The following is a 21719-nucleotide window of genomic DNA, read 5'->3' on the forward strand; positions in this document are numbered from 1 at the left end:
CCTGGAGGGTCCCGCTCGTCCGCGGATTCTTCAATCTCGCCAGATGTCACTATTGCTTGTGATGCCTGTCCTGCCGTTGCAGTGACTTGACGATGTCGCTGATGTCGGAGGACGCGTTTGAGCCTTCCGCCTCGGTTTCCTGAGCGCCCAGCTGGCGTTCAGAATGTTGGCCGAGGATCGAATCCGCTAAGACCTTGTCTCTCTTTTGCTGAAGCATTTTCAGAGCGCCCCTTTCAGCTTCGAACAGGCAATTGAGAGCATCAACCTTCGCCCGTTGGATGTCGAGTTTCTGATCCAGCCTTTCCAATTGCACACCCGAAGCGCTCTTCTGCATCTGCGCCAAGCCCGGGTAGCGAGGTAACCTTGGACTGGGCGCCTCTGATGGCAGGCGTGACATGTCAGGAAGGCGGCGCGAGATCGATGTCGGGGCTGTCTCCCTTGCACCATGGTGCGGTGTCGGAGTGAGCTGGGGTGACTGCGGAATACTCGATGAGGACTTGGTCTTCTTGTGCTTGCTGGGCAGGATCAAAGGTTGAACCCCAAGATTCGCCAAGATCTGCTTCTGGTATCCGATCTGATCCTGCGTCAGGTGTCTGGGGCTTAGTCCGCCCTTTTTCTTGTCCCACTTCCGTTGCTGCCTTTCACTCAAAGCCACAGAGGGAAAGACCCGCTCTTCGGGGTCGATTGCGGAAGACGCAAGGGTTTCTTGGGAGTTCTTGCGCTCCAGCCGGTGTCGCTCACTCACGCTCTGTCTGCGCTCCTCGTGCTTCGACTTTTCCGGCGAGATGCGCGGAGTCTTGTTGCCCGGAGACACTGTTTTGTCGGGGTTGCGCAAGGAGAATCTCCTCTCGTTCTGTGGGTGGGTGTCGGCCGTCAAGCGCCGACGTGGCTGAGACCTTCCCTGAGTAACAGCACAAGATGAACGGTTCCGCCTGTGCCCGGACAATTGATTCCCTGCCGCCCCGTCGGCCGCCCAAAGACCGTCTCGACAACACCTCCATCGTCCGCTCCTAAAATGCCCCACCACCCCACAGGAGCCGCCGCCATGATCTCGCGCGAACCCACCCTCGAACGACTGGCCGTCGCCCGCTCGCTGCTGCTCGAACCCTTCGGCCTGACCGATGCCACGCTGTCCCAGGCCCTGCAGGCCATCGCGACGCACCGCATCGATGACGCCGACCTCTACTTCCAGTACACCCGCAGCGAAGGCTGGAGCCTCGAGGAAGGCATCGTGAAGAGCGGCAGCTTCGGCATCGACCAGGGCGTCGGCGTGCGCGCGGTGGCCGGCGAGAAGACCGCCTTCGCGTACTCCGACGACATCTCCGAGGCCGCGCTGCTCGATGCAGCCGCCACGGTGCGCACCATCGCCGCCGCCGGTCAGAGCCGCAGCGTGAAGATCGCCGGCACGCCGAAGATCGCCGGCAGCCGCGTGCTCTATGCGCCGATGGACCCGATCGCCACGCTCGACAGCACGCAGAAGGTCGCGCTGCTGGAGCGCGTCGAGAAGCTCGCCCGCGCCAAGGACCCGCGCATCAAGCAGGTGATGGCCGGCATCGCCGCCGAGTACGACGTGGTGCTGGTCGCCCGCGCCGACGGCACGCTGGCCGCCGACGTGCGCCCGCTGGTGCGCTTGTCGGTCACCGTGATCGCCGAGCAGACCATCGCCGGCGAGGTGCGCCGCGAGGTCGGCTCCGGCGGCGGTGGCGGCCGCTTCGGGCTCGGCTACTTCCAGGACAACGTCATCGAGAGCTACGTCAACGATGCCGTCAAGGCGGCGCTGACCAACCTCGAATCGCGCCCGGCCAAGGCCGGCGAGATGAGCGTCGTGCTCGGCCCGGGCTGGCCCGGCGTGCTGCTGCACGAGGCCATCGGCCACGGGCTCGAAGGCGACTTCAACCGCAAGGGCTCCAGCGCGTTCAGCGGCCGCATCGGCCAGCGGGTCGCGGCCAAGGGCGTGACCGTGCTCGACGACGGCACGCTGCCGGACCGCCGCGGCTCGCTGAACGTCGACGACGAAGGCAACGCGACGCAGCGCAACGTGCTGATCGAGGACGGCATCCTGAAGGGCTACATCCAGGACTCGATGAACGCTCGCCTGATGGGCGTCGCGCCCACCGGCAACGGCCGCCGCGAGAGCTATGCCGCGGTGCCGATGCCGCGCATGACCAACACCTACATGCTGGGCGGCGACAAGACCAAGGAAGAGATCATCGCCGGGCTGAAGCGCGGGCTGTACGCCACCAACTTCGGCGGCGGCCAGGTCGACATCACCAGCGGCAAGTTCGTGTTCTCGGCGTCGGAAGCCTTCTGGGTCGAGAACGGCAAGATCCTGTACCCGGTGAAGGGCGCCACCATCATCGGCAACGGCCCCGACGCGCTGACCCGCGTCAGCATGATCGGCAACGACATGAAGCTCGACACCGGCGTCGGGGTGTGCGGCAAGGAAGGGCAGAGCGTGCCGGTGGGGGTGGGGCAGCCCACCTTGCGCATCGACAAGATGACGGTGGGTGGGACGGCCTGAGCCATGCCTCGTGCGCTACATGTTCGAGGGGCTGTTCATGCCGAACACTTCGCCGGTGGGCTTTTGTGAACCGTCGACTTTCTGACGTGCCACCTCAGCCCTCCATTTCCTGACGGCGGTCTTTTCCTGTGCGGCATACAGTTTGAGCTGGCGGTACTTCGCAGAGTGCTCATCGAGCTTACGCGCTGCATTGCTCGACTGTGCTTCACTCACACCGGCTGTTCTGCCAAGCGGCCGTGCTGCGATCTGTTTCTTGTCGTCGACGTGAGGCTTCTGCCTGCCATGCTCGGGTTCCGACGTGGACGCCAGATCCCCGAGTTGCGCGAGCACGTCGTCCAGAGAAAATGACGCCTGCGTGAAGGTCGTTTCTTCGAACGCCCGTTTCTCGGCCCTTTCCACTGTCCCGTATTCGATCGATTCCGCGTCGGCATCCTGCACCTGACGGCTTGCTCGGCGTGCGAGTTCCGCTTGAAGCGCGGCGATTGTTTCCTGGCTTTTTGGGGCGCGGCCCTCGTTGACTTTCTGAAGAGTGGCCGCCTGGGCCTCCATTTCAGCCGCCTGCCTTTCGAGGCCCTGACTCTTGCTTCTTGCTGCCGCCGCCTTTTCCAGGCACTCCTGGATCGCTGCGTCCAGATTCTGATGACTTCCCTCGATGCGCTGCAGCTTCTCCAGTGCGTCTGCAATCTGCCGATCAGTCGCATCCGCCACCGAGTGCCGAAGATCGGCAATGGCAGCGCTGACGACTTCCTTGCGAACCACGCCGAGCCGTGGCGTTGCAAGCTGGGTTGACTCCCTTGGGCTTCGAACGGAAGTTTGCCAGCCCTTCTGCCTGGAAGGCCCTCTCGGAGTCCCTCCCCATTCGCCGAACGTTGGCAGCGTGGCTCTCTTCTGCTCAGGAGGCAACGGCGGTACCGGCACGATGTGGGAGTCGTCCCTTTCCACAGGATTTGCGAACTTCACGGACGACAGATCAATGGTCTGTCGTTGGTCCTTGATCTTTTGGATGTCGCGATGACTCTTCTCTTTTGCGGGTCGGGCGTTGCTGCGAGGGCTGGTGGCGAAATGAGACTTCTTGGTCGAGTCCACTTTCTTCTCCTGATCGATGAGTCGTTGCAAGCTGTTTTGTTGATGCGTCACTGCGACCGCCAGACTCATCCCGACTGCCGATGATTCTTGATATCGCATCGCCTGAGTAACATCGCCTCCAACGACGTTCCGTTTCACCACGTTTTCGAACGCAGGGGTTTTGGGAAGCGCGTCCAACTCCTTCGCAAGGCTCTCCGCCCGAGCTGCCGAGGCCTCGATGCGAGCCTCCAGCGCCTGCACGAATTCCTTTGCGGCCTGGAGTTCTTCCGTCAACACACGTGCGGCCTCAAGCTCCTCTTCGATCTTGCTTCGATAGGCCCGCAGCTGTTCCGCTCGTCCCCACGATTCGATCCTTGCGCCGTGCTTCGATGCGAGGCTCTGCTGCAACGCCGCGCCTTGCTGCTGCAACTCCTTCAGCTGCAGCAGCAAGCCTTCGGCAGAGGCATCTTCATTGCGCGTCATCGCACCTTCGATCGCGAGCAACAGCGCTTCCTCGTCACGGCGCTGCCGCGTCAACAGCTCGTCGGATTGAGGTTCGGTCGTCGGTCGCCGTGGCGATTGCAGACCCAGCGAGACCAATGTGCTCTCCGCCCTCTGCTGCGTCATCCGAGGCGTGGCCTTCGTATCAGGCACCGTGCTTCTCGCATCGGGGGTGCGGGCACTCTTCAGTGACGCATGAGGCCTGCTGGTCTTGCTTGAGGGCTGGCTCTTCATGGTCAGGTTCCTTTCCGGGGTGTCGCTGCAGCCAGGCGTCGATCCGCCTGCCCGCATTGGTAACGACACCGCCCGCGCGGTTCCCCTGCTGCCCCGCTTACACCACCCGCACGCTCAACACCGGCAACCCCGCGATCTCCCCCTGCATCACATCCCCCGGCACCACTGGCCCGACGTTCTCCGGCGTGCCGCTGAAGATGATGTCGCCCGGCTTCAGCTCGAAGGCCTGCGACAGCTTGCTGATCTGCTCGGCCACGCTCCAGATCATCTGCTTCAGGTCGGCGTTCTGCTTCAGCTGGCCGTTCACCTTCAGCGTGATCGAACCCTGCGTGAAGTGCCCGACCTGCGCGACACGGTGGATCGGTCCGATCGGCGCCGAGCGGTCGAAGCTCTTGCCGATCTCCCACGGCTTCTTCTCGTCGCCCATCGCGCGCTGCAGGTCGCGGCGCGTCATGTCGAGGCCGATCGCATAGCCGTAGACCAGCTCCAGCGCCTGCTCCGGCGCCACGTTGCGGCCGCCGCGGTGCAGCGCCGCGACCAGTTCGATCTCGTAGTGGTAGTTCTTCGTCAGCGGCGGGTACGGGTGCTCGCCGGTGCTGCCGGGTGCGACGAACTGCACCGCATCGCTCGGTTTCTGGAAGAAGAAAGGCGGCTCGCGGTTCGGGTCGGAGCCCATCTCGCGCGCATGCGCCGCGTAGTTGCGGCCGATGCAGTAGATGCGCCGCACCGGGAACAGCTCGGCGCTGCCGGCCACTGGCAGCGTCGGCTGCGGCACGTCGAACGCGGTCTTCGCGGTGCCGGCGCGGGTTTCGGTGGCGCAGCCGGCCACGGCGCCCAGCCCCATCGCCGCGCCGGTGGAAATCAGGTGTCGTCGATCCATGCGTGTCTCCTTGTGGGTGGTGAACCTGGGATTGACCCGCGCCGGCGCAGTGCTGTCAATTTGCCGCCGATGGCAAACACCTGTGCGCAAAAGGAGCTTGACGGCCTGTCATCGGCCCGTGCTACATTCGCGGCCATGCGTTTCGTTCCGTCCTACTTCTTTGCCTACTTTTGGTTCTCGCACCGCTCGGCGGAGGAGAGGTCAGCGCGTAGGCAGTAACAGACAAGCGCAAAGAACTCACCAAACCGCCGGGCTCCCCCGGCGGTTTTTTTTTGCCCCCGCCGTCCCGAACCCTTCCCATCGCTCACGCAGGAGATCACCCACATGAACGCCCAGTCCGCCAGCGCCACGGAGGGTTGGTATGCGCCCGTCGACAAGACAGGCCAGACCGACGATGAAAGGATCCAGGACGTGACTCCGCTGCCCCCGCCCGAACACCTGGTTCGCTTCTTCCCGATCCGCGGCACGGCCGCCGAAACGTTGATCGCCGACACCCGCCAGCGCATCAAGAACATCGTCGCCGGCCGCGACGACCGCCTGCTGGTCGTGATGGGCCCGTGCTCGATCCACGACCCGGTCGCCGCCGTCGACTACGCCCGCAAGCTGCGCGTGCAGCGCGAAAAGTACGCCGGTACGCTCGAGATCGTGATGCGCGTGTACTTCGAGAAGCCGCGCACCACCGTCGGCTGGAAGGGCCTGATCAACGACCCCTACCTGGACGAGAGCTACCGCATCGATGAAGGCCTGCGCATCGCGCGCCAGCTGCTGACCGAGATCAACAAGCTGGGCATGCCGGCCGGCAGCGAGTTCCTCGACGTGATCTCGCCGCAGTACATCGGTGACCTGATCTCCTGGGGCGCGATCGGTGCGCGCACCACCGAAAGCCAGGTGCACCGCGAACTGGCGTCGGGCCTGTCGGCGCCGATCGGCTTCAAGAACGGCACCGACGGCAACATCCGCATCGCGACCGACGCGATCCAGGCCGCGGCCCGCGCGCACCATTTCCTGTCGGTGCACAAGAACGGCCAGGTCGCGATCGTCGAGACGCGCGGCAACCCCGACTGCCACGTGATCCTGCGCGGCGGCAAGACGCCGAACTACGACGCGGTGCACGTCGAGGCGGCCTGCAAGGACCTCGAAGCCGCGAAGCTGAACCCGTCGCTGATGGTCGACTGCTCGCATGCCAACAGCAGCAAGCAGCACGAGCGCCAGATCGACGTCGCCCGCGACATCGCCGGCCAGCTCGCCGGCGGCAGCCGCCGCATCTTCGGCGTGATGGTCGAGAGCCACCTGACGGCGGGCGCGCAGAAGTTCAGCGCCGGCAAGGACGACCCGGCGCGCCTCGCCTATGGCCAGAGCATCACCGACGCCTGCATCGGCTGGGACGATTCGCTGACGGTGCTCGACGTGCTGCACCAAGCGGTCAAAGCTCGCCGCGGCTGAGTTGTAAAGGCAGTCACGCAGATGTAGCGTGGGTAAGCCGAGGCAAGAAGGCTGGCCTCGGCAGGCCGGATCGGGTGCAATCCCGGTTCGATCCACTCCGGGGCACGCCATGACCACGCCGCACCGCATTCGCAGCAGCCTGCTGGCCGTCACCCTGGGCGGCGCGGCGCTGCTGGCTTCCGCGCCGGCGCCGGCGGCCGAGCCGTCGGCCAAGGAGAAGACCGCGATGGAGGCGGTGTTCGCCCGCGTCGACGTGAACGGCGACGGCAAGCTGTCGCGCGAGGAGGCCGAGCGCCTGCCGGCCATCGCCGCGATGTTCGACAAGCTCGATGTGGACCACGACGGCCAGTTGACGCTGGCCGAGTTCGCGGTCGGCTACAACGCCGCGCCCTGACAGCGAGGGCTGTTCAGTCCACGTCGCGCGCCAGCCGCTCGCTGCGCCAGTACACGTCGTCGCCGCCCAGCCCGTCGAGGTTGGCGCGGTTCAGCACGCGCGCCAGCACGAACAGCAGGTCGCTCAGCCGGTTCAGGTACTGCCGCGGCTCGGCCCGCACCGTCTCGTGCGCGGCCAGCGCCACCACCGCGCGCTCGGCCCGCCGCGCGACGGTGCGCCCCACGTGCGCGATCGCCGCACTGCGCGTGCCGGCCGGCAGGATGAACTCCTTCAGCCGCGGCAGCGCGGCATTGTGGTGCGCCAGCGCCTCGTCGAGCCGCAGCACCGCGTCGGCCTTCAGCAGCTCGTAGCCGGGAATCGACAACTCGCCGCCGAGGTTGAAGAGCTCGTGCTGGATCACGACCAGCAGCTCGCGCACGTCGTCGGGCAGCGGCTCGGCGAGCAGCACGCCGAGCGTCGAGTTCAGCTCGTCGACATCGCCCATCGCCTGCACCCGCAGGTGGTCCTTCGGCACGCGCGTGCCGTCGCCAAGGCCGGTGGTTCCGTCGTCGCCGGTGCGGGTGGCGATCTGGGTGAGCCGGTTGGCCATGTCAGGGCTGGACCTGGATCTGCGCCTGCGCGGCCTTGGCCCGCATCACGTAGCTCTGGTACGCCGGCAGCGCGATCGCGGCCAGCATGCCGATCACGAAGAAGGCCGGGAACACCCAGGCCAGGATCTTGACCGAGCGCGTGTTCGGCGGCGGCGGCGCGCCGTACTCGTTGGTGCCTGGCGTGCCGGCCTTGAACAGCCAGATCAGCGCGACGAGCGGAATCAGCGCCAGCAGCACCGCCCAGCCGCTCCAGCCCATGTCGTGCGTGCGCTGGATCATCATCATCACGGCCCAGACCACGTAGACGATGCCGACCACGACGTAGATGGCCATCGCGATGAACGGCGAGTTCGTGAACGCCATGATCAGGCCGGTCACGAAGAACACCGGCAGCATCAGCAGGTAGCTCGCGCCGAGGTACGCGAGGTAGCGCAGGCGGCCGATGCGGCCGCGCACCGACCACAGGTTGATCGGCTGGACTTCGCCGGACTCGCGGTCGATGTCGGCAACGGCCGCGCGCGGCGGCTGGTACGGATTGGCAGAGGGATTGGCAGTGGCCATGCGAAGTTCTCCTCGGGATGATGTGGTGTTGTAGGTCCAGCCGGGGGCCGGCGCGGCCATCGTAGCGGAGCGGCCATGCCGCGCCTAGCACCCCGGCGGGGGTGCGGCGCCGACCGACCGGCGCTACAGCAGCCGCGAGCGCTTCACCGCGTGGTAGCGGTTCACCAGCGCCACCGGCAGGTCGCGCGGCTCCACGTCGACCGACAGCGCGTCCTGCCCGGTCACGCGCCGGAAGGCATCGCGCCGCGCCTGCTCGAACCAGTGCGCGCCGGCCACCTCGACCGCCTGCTCGGCCATGCCCAGCGGCTGCCCGGCGATCTCGCGCAGCACGCGCTCGCGCAGGCTGGCCACCAGCACCAGGTGGCGCGTGCGCATCAGCTTCAGCGCCGGCGCCAGCTCGGCCGCGTCTTCATCGCGGAAGTTGGTCAGCATGATGACGAGCGCGCGCTTGCGCTGCAGCTTCATCACGTCGCGCGCCGCCTCGAGGTAGTCGGAATGGTCGGTGCCGGGCTCGATGTCGTACAGCCGCGCCATCATCGCGTTCAGCGTCACCACGCCCTTGCGCGGCGCGAAGCGGCGCTGCTGCCCCGGCGCATGGCCGAAGGTCAGCGCGCCGACCTCGTCGCCTTCCTTCAGCGCGACGTGGGTCAGCAGCATCAGCGCGTTCAGCGCCTGGTCGAAGTGGCCGCCGTCGGCGCTCTGCGCGCCTTCGTCGGCCCGCATGCGCCGCCCGCAATCGAGCAGGAACAGCACGCACTGGTCGCGCTCGTCCTGGAACTGCCGCACGATCGGCCGGTTGTGGCGCAGCGTCGCCTTCCAGTCGATGTGGCGCACCGGGTCGCCGCTCTGGTAGTCGGCGAGCTGCTTGAAGTCGGTGCCCTCGCCGCGCTGCGCATAGGTCTTGATGCCGATCTGCGACAGCCGCCGGTCGCCGGCCAGCCACGCATAGCGCGCGACCGCCGCGAAGTTCGGGTACACGTGCAGCGCCTGCGGCTCGCCCAGCACCTGCAGCCATTCGAAGCTGCCGCCGCGCGAACGCAGCCGCAGCTGCGTGCAGCCGAAGCGCACCGGGCCGCGCCGGCGCGGCGTCACGCGGTAGCGCAGCTCGATGCGCCGGCGCGCCGGCAGCCTGAACGCGCGGGGCAGGCCGTCGAAATCCAGCGTGCCGTCGGGTTCGTCGAACACCGTGCCGCGCCAGCCGAGCGTCGCCGGGTTGACGACGTTCAGCACCAGCTCGCGCGGCACGCCGAGCGCCAGCGCCTGCGGCAGCCGCCGCTCCAGCCGCAGCGGCGCGCGGGCCCAGCTGCGCCGCGTGTGCCACAGGTCGACCAGCGCCCACAGCAGCCCCCCGGCCGCGCAGGCACCGGCCGCGGCCGAGACCCAGCCCGCCGGCACGCCGGCCAGCAGCGCCACCGCGCTCGCGAGCGCGGCGGCGCCCACCACCGCGACGGCGGCCCGGCTGGGGATCAGGCGCAGGTGCATCAGCGGCGGCTCACAGAAGCGACTCAAAGACGCGGTGCCGCCACGCTGTCGACCATCGCGGCCAGCAGCTCGCCGAGCGCACGGCCTTCGAGCTGCGCATCGGGCGCCAGCATCACGCGGTGGCGCAGCGCCGGCAGCGCATGCTGCTTCACGTCGTCGGGCGTCACGAAATCGCGCGCCTGCATCATCGCGGTCGCGCGTGCCGCGCGCACCAGCGCGATCGCGCCGCGCGGCCCGGCGCCGGCCGACAGGCCCGGCCACACGCGCGTCGCTCGCGCCAGCCGCACCGCGTAGTCGAGCACCTTGTCGTCGACGCGGATGAACGACACCAGGCGCTGCAGCGCCAGCACCGAGCGCTCGTCCAGCCGCGGCGCGATCGCATCGAGCGGGAACTGGTCGCCGGCCAGCTGCTCGGTGGTGCGGCGCACGATCGCGGCCTCCTCGTCCTGCGACGGGTAGCCGACGTCGATCTTGAACAGGAAGCGGTCGAGCTGCGCCTCGGGCAGCGGGTAGGTGCCTTCGGTGTCGACCGGGTTCTGCGTCGCGAGCACCATGAAAGGCTTGTCCAGCGGCAGCGTCTGCCCCTCGATCGTCACCTGGTACTCCTGCATCACCTCCAGCAGCGAGCTCTGTGTCTTGGCCGGCGCGCGGTTGATCTCGTCGGCCAGCAGCAGGTTGGTGAACACCGGCCCACGGTGCACGCGCAGCGCGCCGACCGGTGCGCCGGCCTCGCCGCGCGCCTCCAGCACCGCATGGCCGGTGATGTCCGACGGCATCAGGTCGGGCGTGAACTGCACGCGGGCGTAGCCGAGCGACAGCGACTTGGCCAGCGTGCGCGCGAGCAGCGTCTTGCCGAGGCCGGGCACGCCCTCGATCAGCACGTGGCCGCTGGCCATCAGCGCGACCAGGCACTGGTCGACCGCCTGCTGCTGGCCGACGACGGCCTTGCCGACCTCGGCGCGCAGTTCGTTCAGCAGTTCGGCGGCGCGGGTCAGGTCGGTGGGTTTGATCTGCATGGACAGTCCTCAGGAAACGGTGTGCGAGGTAGGCGGGGTGCGCCCGGCCGGGGCCTGCCCCAGCCGGCGGCGTGCGGTTTCCAACAGCTCGAGCACGGGCGGCAGGTCGATGCGGCGGCGCGGGATGCTGCGGTCGAGCGCGAGTCCGAGCGCCGCGGCGTCCAGCCCGGTCAGCTTCGCGATCGCCGACGCGCGTGTGCCGCGTTCGAGCTCGTCGTAGCGCATCACGTGCCGCCGCGCGGTCTCGTCGAGCGCGCGCACCTGCGCCGTGTGCAGCGCGAGCGGGCCGTGGCGCCACAGGAAGCGCGCGGTGCCGGTGACCTGCTCGACCATCGAGCGCCGGCCCGGCGGCGTCGGCACCGTCAGCGGGCCAAAGCGCGGCGCGGCCCGCCACCAGGCCAGCAGCAGTGCGAGGCCCGACAACAGCAGCGCCGCGGCGCCGGCCTGCCAGAGCCAGCCGGCCAGCGACGCCCGCGATTCCTCTTCGACGATCCACAGCCGCTGCCCGCGGTGCAGCTGCAGCGCGGCCGCGGCGATCAGCCCGTTGTCGCCGCGTGTCAGCGCGCGGTTGCCGCGCAGGTCCCAGCCGGCCAGCACGGTGACGCTGCCGCGGCCGTGCGGCACGCGCAGCAGCTCGATGCCGGTGTCGGCGTCGAGCTGCCAGGTCGCCGGCACCGTGGCCCGCACGCGCGGCCACGGCGGGTGAGCGCAGCTCATGAAGCGGCGCGCGGGCGGATAGGCAGGCGCCACCGACTCCGGCTCCGCCACCGAGCGGCACGGCGGGCCCTCGCGCAGTTGCTTCAGCAGGCGGTCGACGTCCGGCTTGCCCCCGGCGGCGGGACGCGACGCCTGCGCCACCGGGGCAGGCGGCGGCTCGGCCGCTTCGTCCTCGTCCGTGTCTTCGTCGCCCTCTTCGTCGTCGTGCGCCTGCGCACCGGAGGCCGCGCGCTTCGGTGCCGGCGCCACCGGCTTGACGGTGTGCACCGGCAGCCAGCTGCTGAGCTCGGCCTCGTGGAGGTCGGTCGCCTGCAGCACCAGGTGACCGCCATCGGCCACCCACGCGCGCAAGCGCTCGCCGCGGCCGGGGACGATGCCGCGTTGCCACGCGGCGAAGTAGACGGTGCTGCCGGCCGGCAGCACCTGCGGCAGCTCGGTCGGCCGCTCGACGCTCGCGCCGAGCCGGCGCGCCAGGTCTTCGAGCGCGAGCAGGTCGTTCTTCGCGGCCTCGGGCGACGGCGGCTTCGGCACGTCGACCTCGACCCATTCGGTGCACGAGGCCAGCCACAGCAGGCCGCCGACCAGCAGCGCGGCGATGCCGGCGCGCAGCAGGTTGTCGCTGGTCAGCAGCTTCATGCGGCCTCCGTCCCGACCGCGGTGGCCGGCGCCTGCAGCCGCGCGTCGAATTCATCGCACAGCGCGAGCACGACCTCGGTCGACGGCAGCCGGGCGCCGTAGACCGCAAGCTGCCACGCGCCCACCAGCCGCGCCAGGTACTCGGCCGGCTCGGCGCGCAGCCGCGCGCGCGCCAGCGCGACGCACTCGCCCTCGGTGCTGCCCGCGCGGATCGGCAGCGCATGCGCATGCACCAGCCGCGACAACGCGCCGCGGTACAGCAGCGACAGCGCGGCCCGCTGCTCGCCGCGCTGCCACAGCGCGGCGGCGGCCGGGCCGATGCGATCGGGCAGGCTCTCGGGGCGGATGTCGAGATCGCGCACATGGCTGGGCAGCGGCGGCGCGCGCTGTGGCAGCGCACCGGCGCGCTCGCGGATCCAGTAGCGCAGCCCGACCACCAGCACCGCGACCAGCACCGCGCCGATCGCCCACACCACCAGCCGCCCGGCCGCGGTGGCCCAGCCGGCGAACTCGCGCAGCCACTTGAACCAAGGCGGGATCTCGCCCGGCTTCTCGGGCTTCTTCGCTTCCGATTCACGCGCCTTGAAGCGCCAGGTCTTCTGCTTCTGCGTGCCGCCGAAGCGCGGATCGGCGCGCAGCGCCGCGACCTCGGTTTCGATCTGGTCCCGCGACGGGCGGCCCGCGACGGCCTCGGGTGCCGACGCTGCCGATGCCGCTGAAGCCACCATGTCGGGCGCCTCTTGCGCCCGCGCACCGGCGCCCAGCAGCGCCACCGCCAGCCACCAGGCAGCGCTAGAACGCACGGCGGAACTCCTGCTCGATGTCCCAGGCCTCGAGCTGCACGCGGCGGTTCAGGTACATCGCGAACCCGGCGCCGACGTAGAACGGCTCCAGCATCAGCACCACCAGCGCATAGCCGCTGGCGGTCGCGAACGAGGCCGACAGGCTGCCGCCGGTGAACCAGTCCCAGGCCTGGCTGCGCAGCCCCTCGGGCAGCAGCAGCGCGATGAACGCCATCAGCCCGATGCCGAGGAAGGCCTCGGCATGCGCAAAGGCCAGGTGCATCAAGCTTGCCGCCCCACGCTGCGTGCGCAGCATCAGTGCGCGCCGCTGGCGCCGCGCCTTGCCGCGCTGGCCTTCGAGCTGGTAGATCGGCTGCGTGTACGAACGCCACGGCGACAGCCGCCGCCACGTCAGGCTGCCGAACCATTGCCCCCACCAGACCTCGCGCTGCGCGCGCCACAGGTCGGCGAAGCGGGTCGACTGGCCGAAGGCCGCGCGCGACAGCACGAACAGCACGCTGCGGTCCATCCACGGCTTGAACCAGAAGATCAGCACGCTCGGCAGCCAGCTCGCGATCTCGACGCTGGACAGCGCGAGCAGGAACACCACGGCGAACACCGGCGTGCAGGTCATCCACACCGAGCGCGCATGGGCCTGCACCAGCCGCACGCCCAGGTCGCCGGCCTCGTGCATCGGGCGCGGGCGCAGCTCGACGGCGATCGCATCAACCTGCATGCGAGTCCTCGTCCGCCATGAGCGCGCGGCGCGGCCGCCCCTGCCAGCCCAGGTAGGCGATCACCAGCGCCCAGCAGGCCGCGCCGACACCGTACTTGACCTGCGGCGCGACCCAGCGGGCCGACGACCAGAAGGCCTCGACCGCGGCGGCGATCAGCAGGAACGCGATCACGCCGTACATCACGACGATGGCATGCGACGACGCATGGCGCAGCGCCTCGAGCCGGGTGCGCCGGCCCGGTGCGAGCAGCGCATGGCCGAGGCGCAGCCCGGCCGCGCCGGACATCACGATGGCCGTCAGCTCGAAGGCCGAGTGGGTGACGATGAACGAATAGAAGCTGGTGCCGTGGCCGCGGGCCGTCAGGTAGCCGCCGACCGCGCCGCCCTGCAGCCCGTTGAAGACCAGGAAGAAGGCGCTGCCGATGCCGCCGAACAGCCCGGCCGCGAAGCACTGGAAGCCGATGCCGATGTTGTGCTGGATGTAGTAGCCGAACATCTGCCAGTCGGTCTCGGCGCTGCGCGGCTTGCCGATCGGCTCGGCGCCGGGGCCGTACATCTGGTCGAAGTTGCGCACCTGGTCGGCGCTCATCAGGTGCAGCACGAAGCCCGGGTCGCGCCAGCAGGCCCAGCCGACCAGCAGCGTCGGCAGCACGAACAGCAGCGTGGCCACGAGCAGGTAGCCGCGGTGCGCGCGAACGCTCTGCGGGATGTCGACCAGCAGCAGCCGGCGCAGCCGCCCGATGCCGAAGCCGGGTTCGTGGCGGCGGTAGATCAGCTGGTGCGCGCGGTGCGTCAGCTGTTCGAGGCGCTGCGTCAGGCCGATCGGGTACGCACGGGCCTGCGCCAGCGCGAGGTGCTCGCAGGCGCGGCGGTACAGCACGCTGAGGCGGGCGCCGTCGACGGCCGCGGGCCGGGCCTTGCTGCGCTCCTGGCGCGCCTTCCTGCCGCCGGACGGGTCGGCCCTGTCGGATTTTTTCCGCGGCCGCGAGCCCTCCGCCCGCTCCAGCAGCGCCTGCAACTCGTCCCACAGCGGCGCATACGCGGCCTCGAACTGCAGCGGCGTCATCGGGCGGCATCCCCGCGGTGGCCGAGCAGCCAGTGCGCGACGCCGAGCAGGCGCTGCGTCGCATCGGCCGGCGTGGCCGCAGCCCCGTCGGCATCGGTCGCCGAGCGGGCGAGGGTGGCCAGCTCGTCGAAGCGGGCCGGCGTGAGCCGCGCGCCGCGCATCGCCCAGTTGACGATCGCGGCCTGCTCGCGCAGCGCGAGCGGCCGTGCCGGCGCACGCGGCGGTGCGTCGGGCAGCGCGCCGTGCAGCTCGACGCGGCCGGCATGCACCACCAGCGTGCCGGCGGCCATGTCGCCCAGGCGCTTGAAATCCGGCCGCCACAGCATCGCCAGCACGCCGAAGCCGTAGAGCAGCGGCATGAAGTCGGCCGCGCGCAGCAGGTTGCGGATGATCGATGCGGCCGGCGTCACCGGCAGGCCGGAGTCCATCACCACCCGCAGCCCCAGCATGCGCTTGCCCGGCGTGGCGCCGGCCAGCGCCAGCTCGAACGCCACCGGGTAGAACCATTCGAGCAGGAAATAGACCATCAGCTGCAGCCCGGCGCCCAGGCCGCCGCCGAGCGCGAGCAGCGCCGACAGCACCAGGAACAGCACGATGCGGATGCCGAAATCGGCGGCGAACGCCAGCACGCGCGGCACCAGCCCGGCCGGTCTCAGCGACAGCGCGATGCCTTCCGGTGTCTCGGCGGTGGTCAGCGTATCCAGGGACACGGAAGCGTTCGGTGGTGAGGTCGCAGATTCTAGGGTCAGCGCGCGCGCTGCGGCGCGGGCCCGGCGCGCGGTGCAGAATCGGCAGTCCGTTGCCGGAGGCTCCCGCCATGAATGCACCCATTCCCGCCCACCTGCTGCCGCAACTCGATCCGCGGCCGGTTCCTGCCGAGATGGTCGAGGCGCTGAAGGCCCGCTTCGGCGAGCGCTGCTCCACCGCACTTGCGGTGCGCGAGCAGCACGGCCGCGACGAATCGCCGTTCGACGTGCCGCCGCCCGAGGTGGTGGTGTACTGCGAGAGCACCGACGACGTCGCCGAGGTCGTGAAGCTGGCCGACCGGCATGCCGTGCCGGTGATCCCGTACGGTGCCGGCTCGTCGCTCGAAGGCCACCTGCTCGCGGTGCAGGGCGGCGTCAGCATCGACCTGACGCGCATGAACCGCATCCTCTCGGTGCGCCCCGAGGACCTGACCGTCACCGTGCAGGCCGGCGTCACCCGCATGCAGCTGAACACCGAAGTCCGCCATGCCGGCCTGTTCTTCCCGATCGACCCCGGCGCCGACGCCACGCTCGGCGGCATGAGCGCCACCCGCGCGAGCGGCACCAACGCCGTGCGCTACGGCACGATGCGCGACAACGTGCTGGCACTCACCGTCGTCACGCCGCAGGGCGAGGTGATCCACACCGGCACGCGGGCGCGCAAGTCGTCGGCCGGCTACGACCTGACGCGGCTGATGGTCGGCAGCGAAGGCACGCTCGGCGTGATGACCGAGATCACGCTGAAGCTGTACCCGCTGCCCGAGGCGATCTCGGCCGCGACCTGCAGCTTCCCCGGCATCGATGCCGCGGTGCGCACCACCATCCAGCTGATCCAGATGGGCGTGCCGATCGCCCGCTGCGAGCTGCTCGATGCCAACGCGGTGCGCGCGGTGAACCGGCACGACAAGCTGACGCTGCCCGAATCGCCGCTGCTGCTGATGGAATTCCACGGCAGCGAGGCGAGCGTGGCCGAGCAGGCCGCGACGGTGCAGGAGATCGCCAGCGAATTCGGCGGCGAAGGCTTCCAGTGGGCGACCACGCCGGAAGAGCGCACGAAGCTGTGGACCGCGCGCCACCGCGCGTACTTTGCCGGGCTGCAGATGAAGCCCGGCAGCCGCACCGTGACCACCGACACCTGCGTGCCGATCTCGCGGCTGGCCGAGTGCATCAACGACAGCGTCGCCGAGGTCGAGGCCTCGGGGCTGATGTACTACATCGTCGGCCACGTCGGCGACGGCAACTTCCACCTCGCGTACCTGATCGACCCCGACAAGCCGGAAGAGCGCGAGACCGCCGAGCGGCTGAACCTGCAGCTGGTGCAGCGCGCGCTGCGGCTCGACGGCACCTGCACCGGCGAGCACGGCATCGGGCTGCACAAGATGGGCTTCCTGGTCAGCGAGGCCGGTGCCGGCGCGGTCGACATGATGCGCAGCGTCAAGCGCGCGCTCGACCCGAAGAACATCATGAACCCCGGCAAGATTTTTTCGCTGTGAGGCCGCGGCCATCGGCGTGTTCCTGATCCGACGCGGCGCCGCGTTCGTCGCCACGCTGCTGGCGGCCTCGGCGTTGATCTTCGCGGTGCTCGCACTGCTGCCGGGCAGCGCGGTCGACGTGCGGCTGGAGACCGGCGCGACGCCGGAGGCCGCAGCGGCGCTCGCGCAGCAGCTCGGGCTCGACCAGCCGCCCCTGGTGCGCTACGGCCGCTGGCTGCGCGGCCTCGCGAGCGGCGACCTGGGTCGCAGCGTCGCCTACGACGCGCCGATCGCCGAGCTGCTGGCCGAGCGGCTGCTCGTCACCGTGCCGCTCGCGCTGATCGCGATGGCCCTCACGGTGGTGTTCGCACTCGCGCTCGGCGTGTTCGCCGCGTCGCGGCACCGCCGGCTGGGCGATGCCGGCGTGATGGCCCTCAGCCAGCTCGGCATGGCGGTGCCCAACTTCTGGCTCGCGATCCTGCTGATCGGGGTGTTCGCGGTGGGGCTGCAGTGGTTCCCGGCTGGCGGCTTCGACGGCTGGCAGGACGACCCGGCCGCCGCGCTGCGCTCGCTGCTGCTGCCGGCCATTGCGCTGGCCGCGGTGCAGGTGGCGATCCTCGCGCGCGTGACGCGCAGCGCGGTGCTCGAGGTGATGCGCGAGGACTTCGTGCGCAGCGCCCGCGCGCAAGGCCTGGGCCGGCGCGCGGTGCTGTGGCGCCATGTGCTGCGCAACGCGCTGGTGCCGGTGCTGACGGTGATGGGGCTGCAGTTCGCCAACCTGCTGACCGGCGCGATCGTCGTCGAGAAGGTGTTCGCGCTGCCGGGCCTCGGGCTGCTGGTGTTCCAGGCGATCGCGAACCGCGACCTCGCGGTGGTGCAGAACGTCGTGATGCTGTTCGCCGGCGCGGTGATCGCGATCAACTTCGCGGTCGACCTGCTGCTGGTCGCCGTCGACCCGCGGCTGAAGGCGGTGCACCGGTGAGCGAGGCGATGGGCTCGGCGATGACGACGGCGATGCGCCGCCACCCGAGCTTCGTCGCCGGCTGCGGGCTGGTCGGGCTGTGGCTCGCCGCGGTGCTGCTGTCGCTCGCGTGGACACCGTACCCGCCGACCGAGATCGACGTGCCGAACCGGCTGCTGCTGCCGTCGGCCGCGCACTGGCTGGGCACCGACAGCCTGGGGCGCGACATCGCGTCGCTGCTGATCGTCGGCGCGCGCACCTCGCTGCTGGTGGGCGTCGCGGCGGTCGGGCTGGGCGCGCTGCTCGGCACCGCGATCGGCGTGCTCGGCGCGGCACGCCGCGGCTGGCTCGACGCGCTGCTGATGCGCGTCGCCGATTTCGGCTTCGCGTTCCCGGCGCTGCTGAGCGCGCTGATGCTGGCCGCGCTGGCCGGGCCGGGGGCCGCCACCGCGGTGGCGGCGATCGCGGTCTTCAACACCGCGGTGTTCGCGCGCATCAGCCGCTCGGCGGCCGGTGCGGTCTGGTCGCGCGATTTCGTGCTGGCCGCGCGCGCCTGCGGCCGCGGCCGCTGGCAGGTCACCGTCGACCATGTGCTGCCGAACATCGCGGCGCCGCTGATCGTGCAGGCGACGATCCAGTTCGCGGTCGCGATCCTTGCCGAGGCGGCGCTGAGCTACCTCGGCCTCGGCGTGCGGCCGCCGCAGCCGAGCTGGGGCCGCATGCTGAACGAGGCGCAGGAGATGATGTTCCAGGCGCCGCAGCTCGCGCTGTACCCGGGCGTCGCGATCGCGCTCGCGGTGCTCGGGCTCAACCTGGTGGGCGACGGGCTGCGCGACCTGCTCGACCCGCGGCTGGTGCGGGAGCGCTGATGGCCGGACCGCTGCTCCAGGTGCGCGGCCTGCGCGTCAGCCTGCCGTCGGCGCGCGGGCCGGTGGACGCGGTGCGCGGCATCGACCTCGACCTGGCACGCGGCCGCACGCTCGGGCTGATCGGCGAGAGCGGCTGCGGCAAGTCGATGACCGCGCTGGCGCTGATGGGCCTGCTGCCCGATGCGGCGCGTGCGAGCGGCAGCATCCGCTTCGACGGGCAGGAGCTGGTCGGCCTGGACGACGCGGCGATGTGCCGCCTGCGCGGCCGGCGCATCGCGATGGTGTTCCAGGAGCCGATGACGGCGCTCGATCCGCTGCAGCCGCTGTGGCGCACGGTGTCGCAGCCGCTGCGGATCCACCGCGGGCTCGATGCGCGCAGCGCCCGCGCCGAAGCGCTGCGCCTGCTCGACCGCGTGCAGCTGCCGCAAGCCGCGCAGCGTCTCGATGCGCGCCCGCACCAGCTGTCGGGCGGGCAACGGCAGCGCGTGATGATCGCGGCGGCGCTGGCCTGCGGGCCGGAGCTGCTGATCGCCGACGAGCCGACGACCGCGCTCGACGCGACGCTGCAGCGCGAGATCCTCGCGTTGATCGGCACGCTGGTGACCGACAGCGGCATGGCGCTGCTGCTGATCTCGCACGACCTCGACCTGATGGCGCGCAGCGTCGAGCGGGTGATGGTGATGTACGGCGGCACGGTGGTCGAGGAGGGCCCCGGCGCGCAGGTGCTGGCCGCGCCGGCGCATCCGTACACCCGCGGGCTGGTCGGCGCACGGCCGCGGCTCGGTGCCACGCGCGGCGCGCGGCTGGCGACCATCCCGGGCCGCGTGCCGGCGCTCGGCGACTGGCCGGCGGGCTGCCCGTTCGCCGACCGCTGCGGATGGGTGGTCGATGCCTGCCGGGCCGGCATGCCGGCGCCGGTCGGCGTCGGCGCGGATCGAGCGGCGCGGTGCATCCGGCTGACATCTGCTCACACGCCGGACAGCCGGTAACCACGCTTGCATCTCGTGCACAGCCCGCAACCCGACAATCCCGCATGTCCCAAATCCTGATCCTCGCGGGGGCCGCGATCTACGGCGTGCTCGGCGTGCTGCACCTGGCGTACACCTTCTTCGGCACGAACTTCGATCCGCGCGATGCCACTGTCGCCCGCGCGATGCGCTCGAGCTCGCCGCGCCTGACGCGCGACACGACGATGTGGAAGGCCTGGATCGGCTTCAACGCCAGCCACAGCCTCGGCGCGATGCTGTTCTCGCTGGTCTACCTGATGCTCGCTGCGCGGCACATGGACGTGCTGCGTCAGTCGCCGACCTTCGTGTGGCTGGCCGGCATCGCGAGCGCTGCTTACGTCGTGCTCGCGCTGCGCTACTGGTTCAGGATCCCGCTGGCCGCGACGGCGATCGCGACGAGCTGCTTCGTCGCCGGCGCCCTCACGATGTCATTGGGGTACTAGCCGCAGCCCGCTGCCGGACGCCAGCGAAGACTGCAGCGCCGTCTCCAGCGCCGGTGCCAGCGGCTCGGTGGTGTAGGCGCTCCAGACGCCGCGCAGCACCTGCGGCTGCAGCACCCTCTGCAGCAGGCCCTGGCTCCAGGCCACCACGTCATCCTCGTCCATCCCCCCGGCCTGCAAGCTCGACGGGTCGACGCGCAGCAACAACAGCACCGCATCGTGCGTGCATGCGTCGACCTGATGGCCGCTGCGGCCCACCACCCACGCTTGCGCGACGATGCCGCCTTCTGCGAGAGCCGCGGCCAGGATGCTGCGCGACGTGGCGTCCAGTGGCGCCTCGTCGACCCGGCCCGACCTGAACTCCTGCAGCAGGGCCTGCACCGTGGCGCGGCGCCGTGTCATCGCCCGGTCCAGCAGCACGGCATTCCGCTCCCGTTCCCGGGGCTCGATGCCGGAGTCCGGCATCGCGGCGAGTGCCGCGCGGCACGGCGCGATCCACGCCTTGTCGGCGCGCAGGCAGGCCTCGAGATCGGCACGGCCCCCGGCGTCGCCGAGCGACAGCCGTGCGACGCCCCGCACATGCAGCGCCAGCGCCGAGCCCGGTGTGGTGTCCAGGACTGCCTGCGCCGTCGCCCGCGCTTCGGCCGCAGTGCCCACCCGCCATGCGAGCCAGGCGCGCTCTTCGCTGACCTCGTCTGCGTCTTGCAGCGCCTGCAACCGACGCCCTTGCGCATGCAGCCGCAGGTGCTCGTCGCGCCACTCGCGCCGATGGGTCGCGACGAATGCGTCATCGTGCTGCCGCACGATGGCAGCCCATCCCAGCAACCAGCTCTCGCCTGCCGGCGGACCGCCCCAGGTCGCGGCGGTGGCCAAGGCGGCTGCCGGCGTGACGTGCAAGGCCGCGATCCGCCGCCCCGATGGCGGATGCGTGTCGCTCGCGTCGGCCTCATCGCGGGTCTCGCGCTGCGGCAACGTGGCCAGCGCCAGGTCGAGCGCCTGCTGCTCCCTCATGATGCGCGCCAGGATGTCGGCGGGCGGTTCGGCCAACCGTGCCCGCAAGGCGTCGACCCCTTCCGCCATGAAACGTCGATGGACCAGGCCGCGGGCTTCCACCGCGGCCAGCGCTGCGGCCATGACCTCGCTTGTGACGACGCCGGCGGCGAATGCATCGGCCTCGTACTCGCAGGCCCGCGCGTAGGCAAAGCTCCTGTGTGCCATCCACGGGCCGAACCAGGCTGCGAAGCGCGCGGCCGCCCGGTCCAGGATCGAATCGTCCAGGCGGGCCTGCCCGGCGAACCACAGCCACCCGTTGCGCGCCCGGTACAGCCAATGGCCCAGGCGGCCGTGGCGGTGGGAGAAGTGGCCGAGTTCATGGGCGATGACGGCCTGTGCCGCCGGTGGCGGCAGGCACGCGAGCAGCGGGATGCCCAGCACCAGCACCTGCTTCGTGCGCGCCGAGCCCGAGGGCGAGCATCCACGGCAGCATCAGTGCCAGTTCGAAGCCGACCACGCCGGCCAGGGCGAGCATCGTCAGTACCGCCCGCTGCGACCGGTCGACCCGCTCGATGCCCGCGACTTCCAACGCGCCCGACGATTCCAT

At 70.3% G+C, this 21719-nt stretch carries 22 protein-coding genes; 8 read left to right on the forward strand and 14 right to left on the reverse strand.

Annotated features, from left to right (window positions below; all coding sequences use genetic code 11):
* Nucleotides 1-49: 49 nt before the first annotated feature.
* Nucleotides 50-835: a hypothetical protein gene (locus FHT26_RS18755; RefSeq protein ID WP_168561621.1), complete on the reverse strand. Its 786-nt coding sequence runs from the start codon at nt 833-835 to the stop codon at nt 50-52.
* Nucleotides 836-1045: 210 nt separating this feature from the next.
* Between FHT26_RS18755 and tldD the strand changes: the two genes are divergently transcribed.
* Nucleotides 1046-2521 carry a metalloprotease TldD gene (gene tldD, locus FHT26_RS18760; protein ID WP_168561622.1) on the forward strand — a complete coding sequence of 492 codons (1476 nt, stop codon included), beginning with the start codon at nt 1046-1048 and terminating at the stop codon, nt 2519-2521.
* A 15-nt stretch (nt 2522-2536) separates the two neighbouring features.
* On the opposite strand, the gene FHT26_RS18765 is transcribed toward tldD, so the two are convergent.
* Nucleotides 2537-4321, reverse strand: a complete 1785-nt coding sequence (locus FHT26_RS18765) for a hypothetical protein (RefSeq protein WP_168561623.1) — start codon at nt 4319-4321, stop codon at nt 2537-2539.
* A gap of 97 nt (nt 4322-4418) precedes the next feature.
* On the reverse strand, nt 4419-5201 hold the full coding sequence (locus FHT26_RS18770) for a fumarylacetoacetate hydrolase family protein (protein ID WP_168561624.1): 783 nt from the start codon (nt 5199-5201) through the stop codon (nt 4419-4421).
* A 324-nt stretch (nt 5202-5525) separates the two neighbouring features.
* Between FHT26_RS18770 and FHT26_RS18775 the strand changes: the two genes are divergently transcribed.
* Nucleotides 5526-6644: a 3-deoxy-7-phosphoheptulonate synthase gene (locus FHT26_RS18775; protein WP_168561625.1), complete on the forward strand. Its 1119-nt coding sequence runs from the start codon at nt 5526-5528 to the stop codon at nt 6642-6644.
* A 109-nt stretch (nt 6645-6753) separates the two neighbouring features.
* On the forward strand, nt 6754-7038 hold the full coding sequence (locus FHT26_RS18780) for an EF-hand domain-containing protein (protein ID WP_168561626.1): 285 nt from the start codon (nt 6754-6756) through the stop codon (nt 7036-7038).
* 13 nt (nt 7039-7051) lie between these two features.
* On the opposite strand, the gene FHT26_RS18785 is transcribed toward FHT26_RS18780, so the two are convergent.
* The 9 genes from FHT26_RS18785 to FHT26_RS18825 all read right to left on the reverse strand — a co-directional run bounded on the left by FHT26_RS18785 (nt 7052) and on the right by FHT26_RS18825 (nt 15334).
* Nucleotides 7052-7627: a cob(I)yrinic acid a,c-diamide adenosyltransferase gene (locus FHT26_RS18785; protein ID WP_168561627.1), complete on the reverse strand. Its 576-nt coding sequence runs from the start codon at nt 7625-7627 to the stop codon at nt 7052-7054.
* A gap of 1 nt (nt 7628) precedes the next feature.
* Nucleotides 7629-8189: a DUF805 domain-containing protein gene (locus tag FHT26_RS18790; protein WP_168561628.1), complete on the reverse strand. Its 561-nt coding sequence runs from the start codon at nt 8187-8189 to the stop codon at nt 7629-7631.
* Nucleotides 8190-8312: 123 nt separating this feature from the next.
* A complete protein-coding gene (locus tag FHT26_RS18795) occupies nt 8313-9671 on the reverse strand; it encodes a DUF58 domain-containing protein (protein ID WP_168561629.1) in 1359 nt (452 codons plus the stop codon).
* Nucleotides 9672-9694: 23 nt separating this feature from the next.
* Nucleotides 9695-10687 carry an AAA family ATPase gene (locus FHT26_RS18800; protein ID WP_168561630.1) on the reverse strand — a complete coding sequence of 331 codons (993 nt, stop codon included), beginning with the start codon at nt 10685-10687 and terminating at the stop codon, nt 9695-9697.
* A gap of 9 nt (nt 10688-10696) precedes the next feature.
* The gene (locus tag FHT26_RS18805; protein WP_168561631.1) at nt 10697-12040 is read right to left on the reverse strand and encodes a DUF4350 domain-containing protein; all 1344 of its coding nucleotides are present in this window, start codon (nt 12038-12040) and stop codon (nt 10697-10699) included.
* Nucleotides 12037-12843, reverse strand: coding sequence for a DUF4129 domain-containing protein (locus tag FHT26_RS18810; RefSeq protein ID WP_349238174.1), 807 nt, complete (start codon nt 12841-12843; stop codon nt 12037-12039). Before FHT26_RS18810 ends, FHT26_RS18805 begins: the two co-directional genes overlap by 4 nt.
* A complete protein-coding gene (locus FHT26_RS18815; RefSeq protein ID WP_168561632.1) occupies nt 12833-13558 on the reverse strand; it encodes a hypothetical protein in 726 nt (241 codons plus the stop codon). Before FHT26_RS18815 ends, FHT26_RS18810 begins: the two co-directional genes overlap by 11 nt.
* A complete protein-coding gene (locus FHT26_RS18820; protein ID WP_168561633.1) occupies nt 13548-14624 on the reverse strand; it encodes a stage II sporulation protein M in 1077 nt (358 codons plus the stop codon). The genes FHT26_RS18815 and FHT26_RS18820 overlap by 11 nt, the downstream gene beginning before the upstream one ends.
* Nucleotides 14621-15334, reverse strand: a complete 714-nt coding sequence (locus FHT26_RS18825) for an RDD family protein (protein WP_168561634.1) — start codon at nt 15332-15334, stop codon at nt 14621-14623. The genes FHT26_RS18820 and FHT26_RS18825 overlap by 4 nt, the downstream gene beginning before the upstream one ends.
* A 107-nt stretch (nt 15335-15441) precedes the next feature.
* Between FHT26_RS18825 and FHT26_RS18830 the strand changes: the two genes are divergently transcribed.
* The 5 genes from FHT26_RS18830 to FHT26_RS18850 are packed head-to-tail and all read left to right on the forward strand — an operon-like array spanning nt 15442 to nt 20122.
* Nucleotides 15442-16863 carry an FAD-binding oxidoreductase gene (locus FHT26_RS18830; protein ID WP_168561635.1) on the forward strand — a complete coding sequence of 474 codons (1422 nt, stop codon included), beginning with the start codon at nt 15442-15444 and terminating at the stop codon, nt 16861-16863.
* Nucleotides 16864-16873: 10 nt separating this feature from the next.
* Nucleotides 16874-17824 carry an ABC transporter permease subunit gene (locus FHT26_RS18835; RefSeq protein WP_168561752.1) on the forward strand — a complete coding sequence of 317 codons (951 nt, stop codon included), beginning with the start codon at nt 16874-16876 and terminating at the stop codon, nt 17822-17824.
* Nucleotides 17825-17832: 8 nt separating this feature from the next.
* Nucleotides 17833-18672 carry an ABC transporter permease gene (locus FHT26_RS18840; protein WP_168561753.1) on the forward strand — a complete coding sequence of 280 codons (840 nt, stop codon included), beginning with the start codon at nt 17833-17835 and terminating at the stop codon, nt 18670-18672.
* Complete coding sequence (locus FHT26_RS18845; protein WP_168561636.1) at nt 18672-19661, forward strand: ABC transporter ATP-binding protein; 990 nt, start codon at nt 18672-18674, stop codon at nt 19659-19661. Before FHT26_RS18840 ends, FHT26_RS18845 begins: the two co-directional genes overlap by 1 nt.
* 44 nt (nt 19662-19705) lie before the next feature.
* Nucleotides 19706-20122 carry an LIC_13387 family protein gene (locus tag FHT26_RS18850; protein WP_168561637.1) on the forward strand — a complete coding sequence of 139 codons (417 nt, stop codon included), beginning with the start codon at nt 19706-19708 and terminating at the stop codon, nt 20120-20122.
* On the opposite strand, the gene FHT26_RS18855 is transcribed toward FHT26_RS18850, so the two are convergent.
* Together FHT26_RS18855 and FHT26_RS18860 are read right to left on the reverse strand one after the other, a co-directional pair.
* Nucleotides 20108-21553: a M48 family metalloprotease gene (locus FHT26_RS18855; protein WP_168561638.1), complete on the reverse strand. Its 1446-nt coding sequence runs from the start codon at nt 21551-21553 to the stop codon at nt 20108-20110. The two genes, FHT26_RS18850 and FHT26_RS18855, sit on opposite strands and share 15 nt — an antisense overlap.
* Nucleotides 21489-21719 (reverse strand): hypothetical protein, encoded by a 231-nt coding sequence (locus FHT26_RS18860; RefSeq protein WP_168561639.1) that lies wholly within the window; start codon nt 21717-21719, stop codon nt 21489-21491. Before FHT26_RS18860 ends, FHT26_RS18855 begins: the two co-directional genes overlap by 65 nt.

It is taken from the genome of Rhizobacter sp. SG703 (genome assembly GCF_012275445.1).
Taxonomy (GTDB): domain Bacteria; phylum Pseudomonadota; class Gammaproteobacteria; order Burkholderiales; family Burkholderiaceae_C; genus Rhizobacter.

What these genes read in the sequence shown, in the direction of transcription:
- tldD (WP_168561622.1), top strand. Translation starts at nt 1,046, where the DNA reads ATGATCTCGCGCGAACCCACCCTCGAACGACTGGCCGTCGCCCGCTCG.
- FHT26_RS18765 (WP_168561623.1), bottom strand. Translation starts at nt 4,321, where the DNA reads ATGAAGAGCCAGCCCTCAAGCAAGACCAGCAGGCCTCATGCGTCACTG.
- FHT26_RS18770 (WP_168561624.1), bottom strand. Translation starts at nt 5,201, where the DNA reads ATGGATCGACGACACCTGATTTCCACCGGCGCGGCGATGGGGCTGGGC.
- FHT26_RS18775 (WP_168561625.1), top strand. Translation starts at nt 5,526, where the DNA reads ATGAACGCCCAGTCCGCCAGCGCCACGGAGGGTTGGTATGCGCCCGTC.
- FHT26_RS18780 (WP_168561626.1), top strand. Translation starts at nt 6,754, where the DNA reads ATGACCACGCCGCACCGCATTCGCAGCAGCCTGCTGGCCGTCACCCTG.
- FHT26_RS18785 (WP_168561627.1), bottom strand. Translation starts at nt 7,627, where the DNA reads ATGGCCAACCGGCTCACCCAGATCGCCACCCGCACCGGCGACGACGGA.
- FHT26_RS18790 (WP_168561628.1), bottom strand. Translation starts at nt 8,189, where the DNA reads ATGGCCACTGCCAATCCCTCTGCCAATCCGTACCAGCCGCCGCGCGCG.
- FHT26_RS18795 (WP_168561629.1), bottom strand. Translation starts at nt 9,671, where the DNA reads ATGCACCTGCGCCTGATCCCCAGCCGGGCCGCCGTCGCGGTGGTGGGC.
- FHT26_RS18800 (WP_168561630.1), bottom strand. Translation starts at nt 10,687, where the DNA reads ATGCAGATCAAACCCACCGACCTGACCCGCGCCGCCGAACTGCTGAAC.
- FHT26_RS18805 (WP_168561631.1), bottom strand. Translation starts at nt 12,040, where the DNA reads ATGAAGCTGCTGACCAGCGACAACCTGCTGCGCGCCGGCATCGCCGCG.
- FHT26_RS18815 (WP_168561632.1), bottom strand. Translation starts at nt 13,558, where the DNA reads ATGCAGGTTGATGCGATCGCCGTCGAGCTGCGCCCGCGCCCGATGCAC.
- FHT26_RS18820 (WP_168561633.1), bottom strand. Translation starts at nt 14,624, where the DNA reads ATGACGCCGCTGCAGTTCGAGGCCGCGTATGCGCCGCTGTGGGACGAG.
- FHT26_RS18830 (WP_168561635.1), top strand. Translation starts at nt 15,442, where the DNA reads ATGAATGCACCCATTCCCGCCCACCTGCTGCCGCAACTCGATCCGCGG.
- FHT26_RS18840 (WP_168561753.1), top strand. Translation starts at nt 17,833, where the DNA reads ATGGGCTCGGCGATGACGACGGCGATGCGCCGCCACCCGAGCTTCGTC.
- FHT26_RS18845 (WP_168561636.1), top strand. Translation starts at nt 18,672, where the DNA reads ATGGCCGGACCGCTGCTCCAGGTGCGCGGCCTGCGCGTCAGCCTGCCG.
- FHT26_RS18850 (WP_168561637.1), top strand. Translation starts at nt 19,706, where the DNA reads ATGTCCCAAATCCTGATCCTCGCGGGGGCCGCGATCTACGGCGTGCTC.
- FHT26_RS18860 (WP_168561639.1), bottom strand. Translation starts at nt 21,719, where the DNA reads ATGGAATCGTCGGGCGCGTTGGAAGTCGCGGGCATCGAGCGGGTCGAC.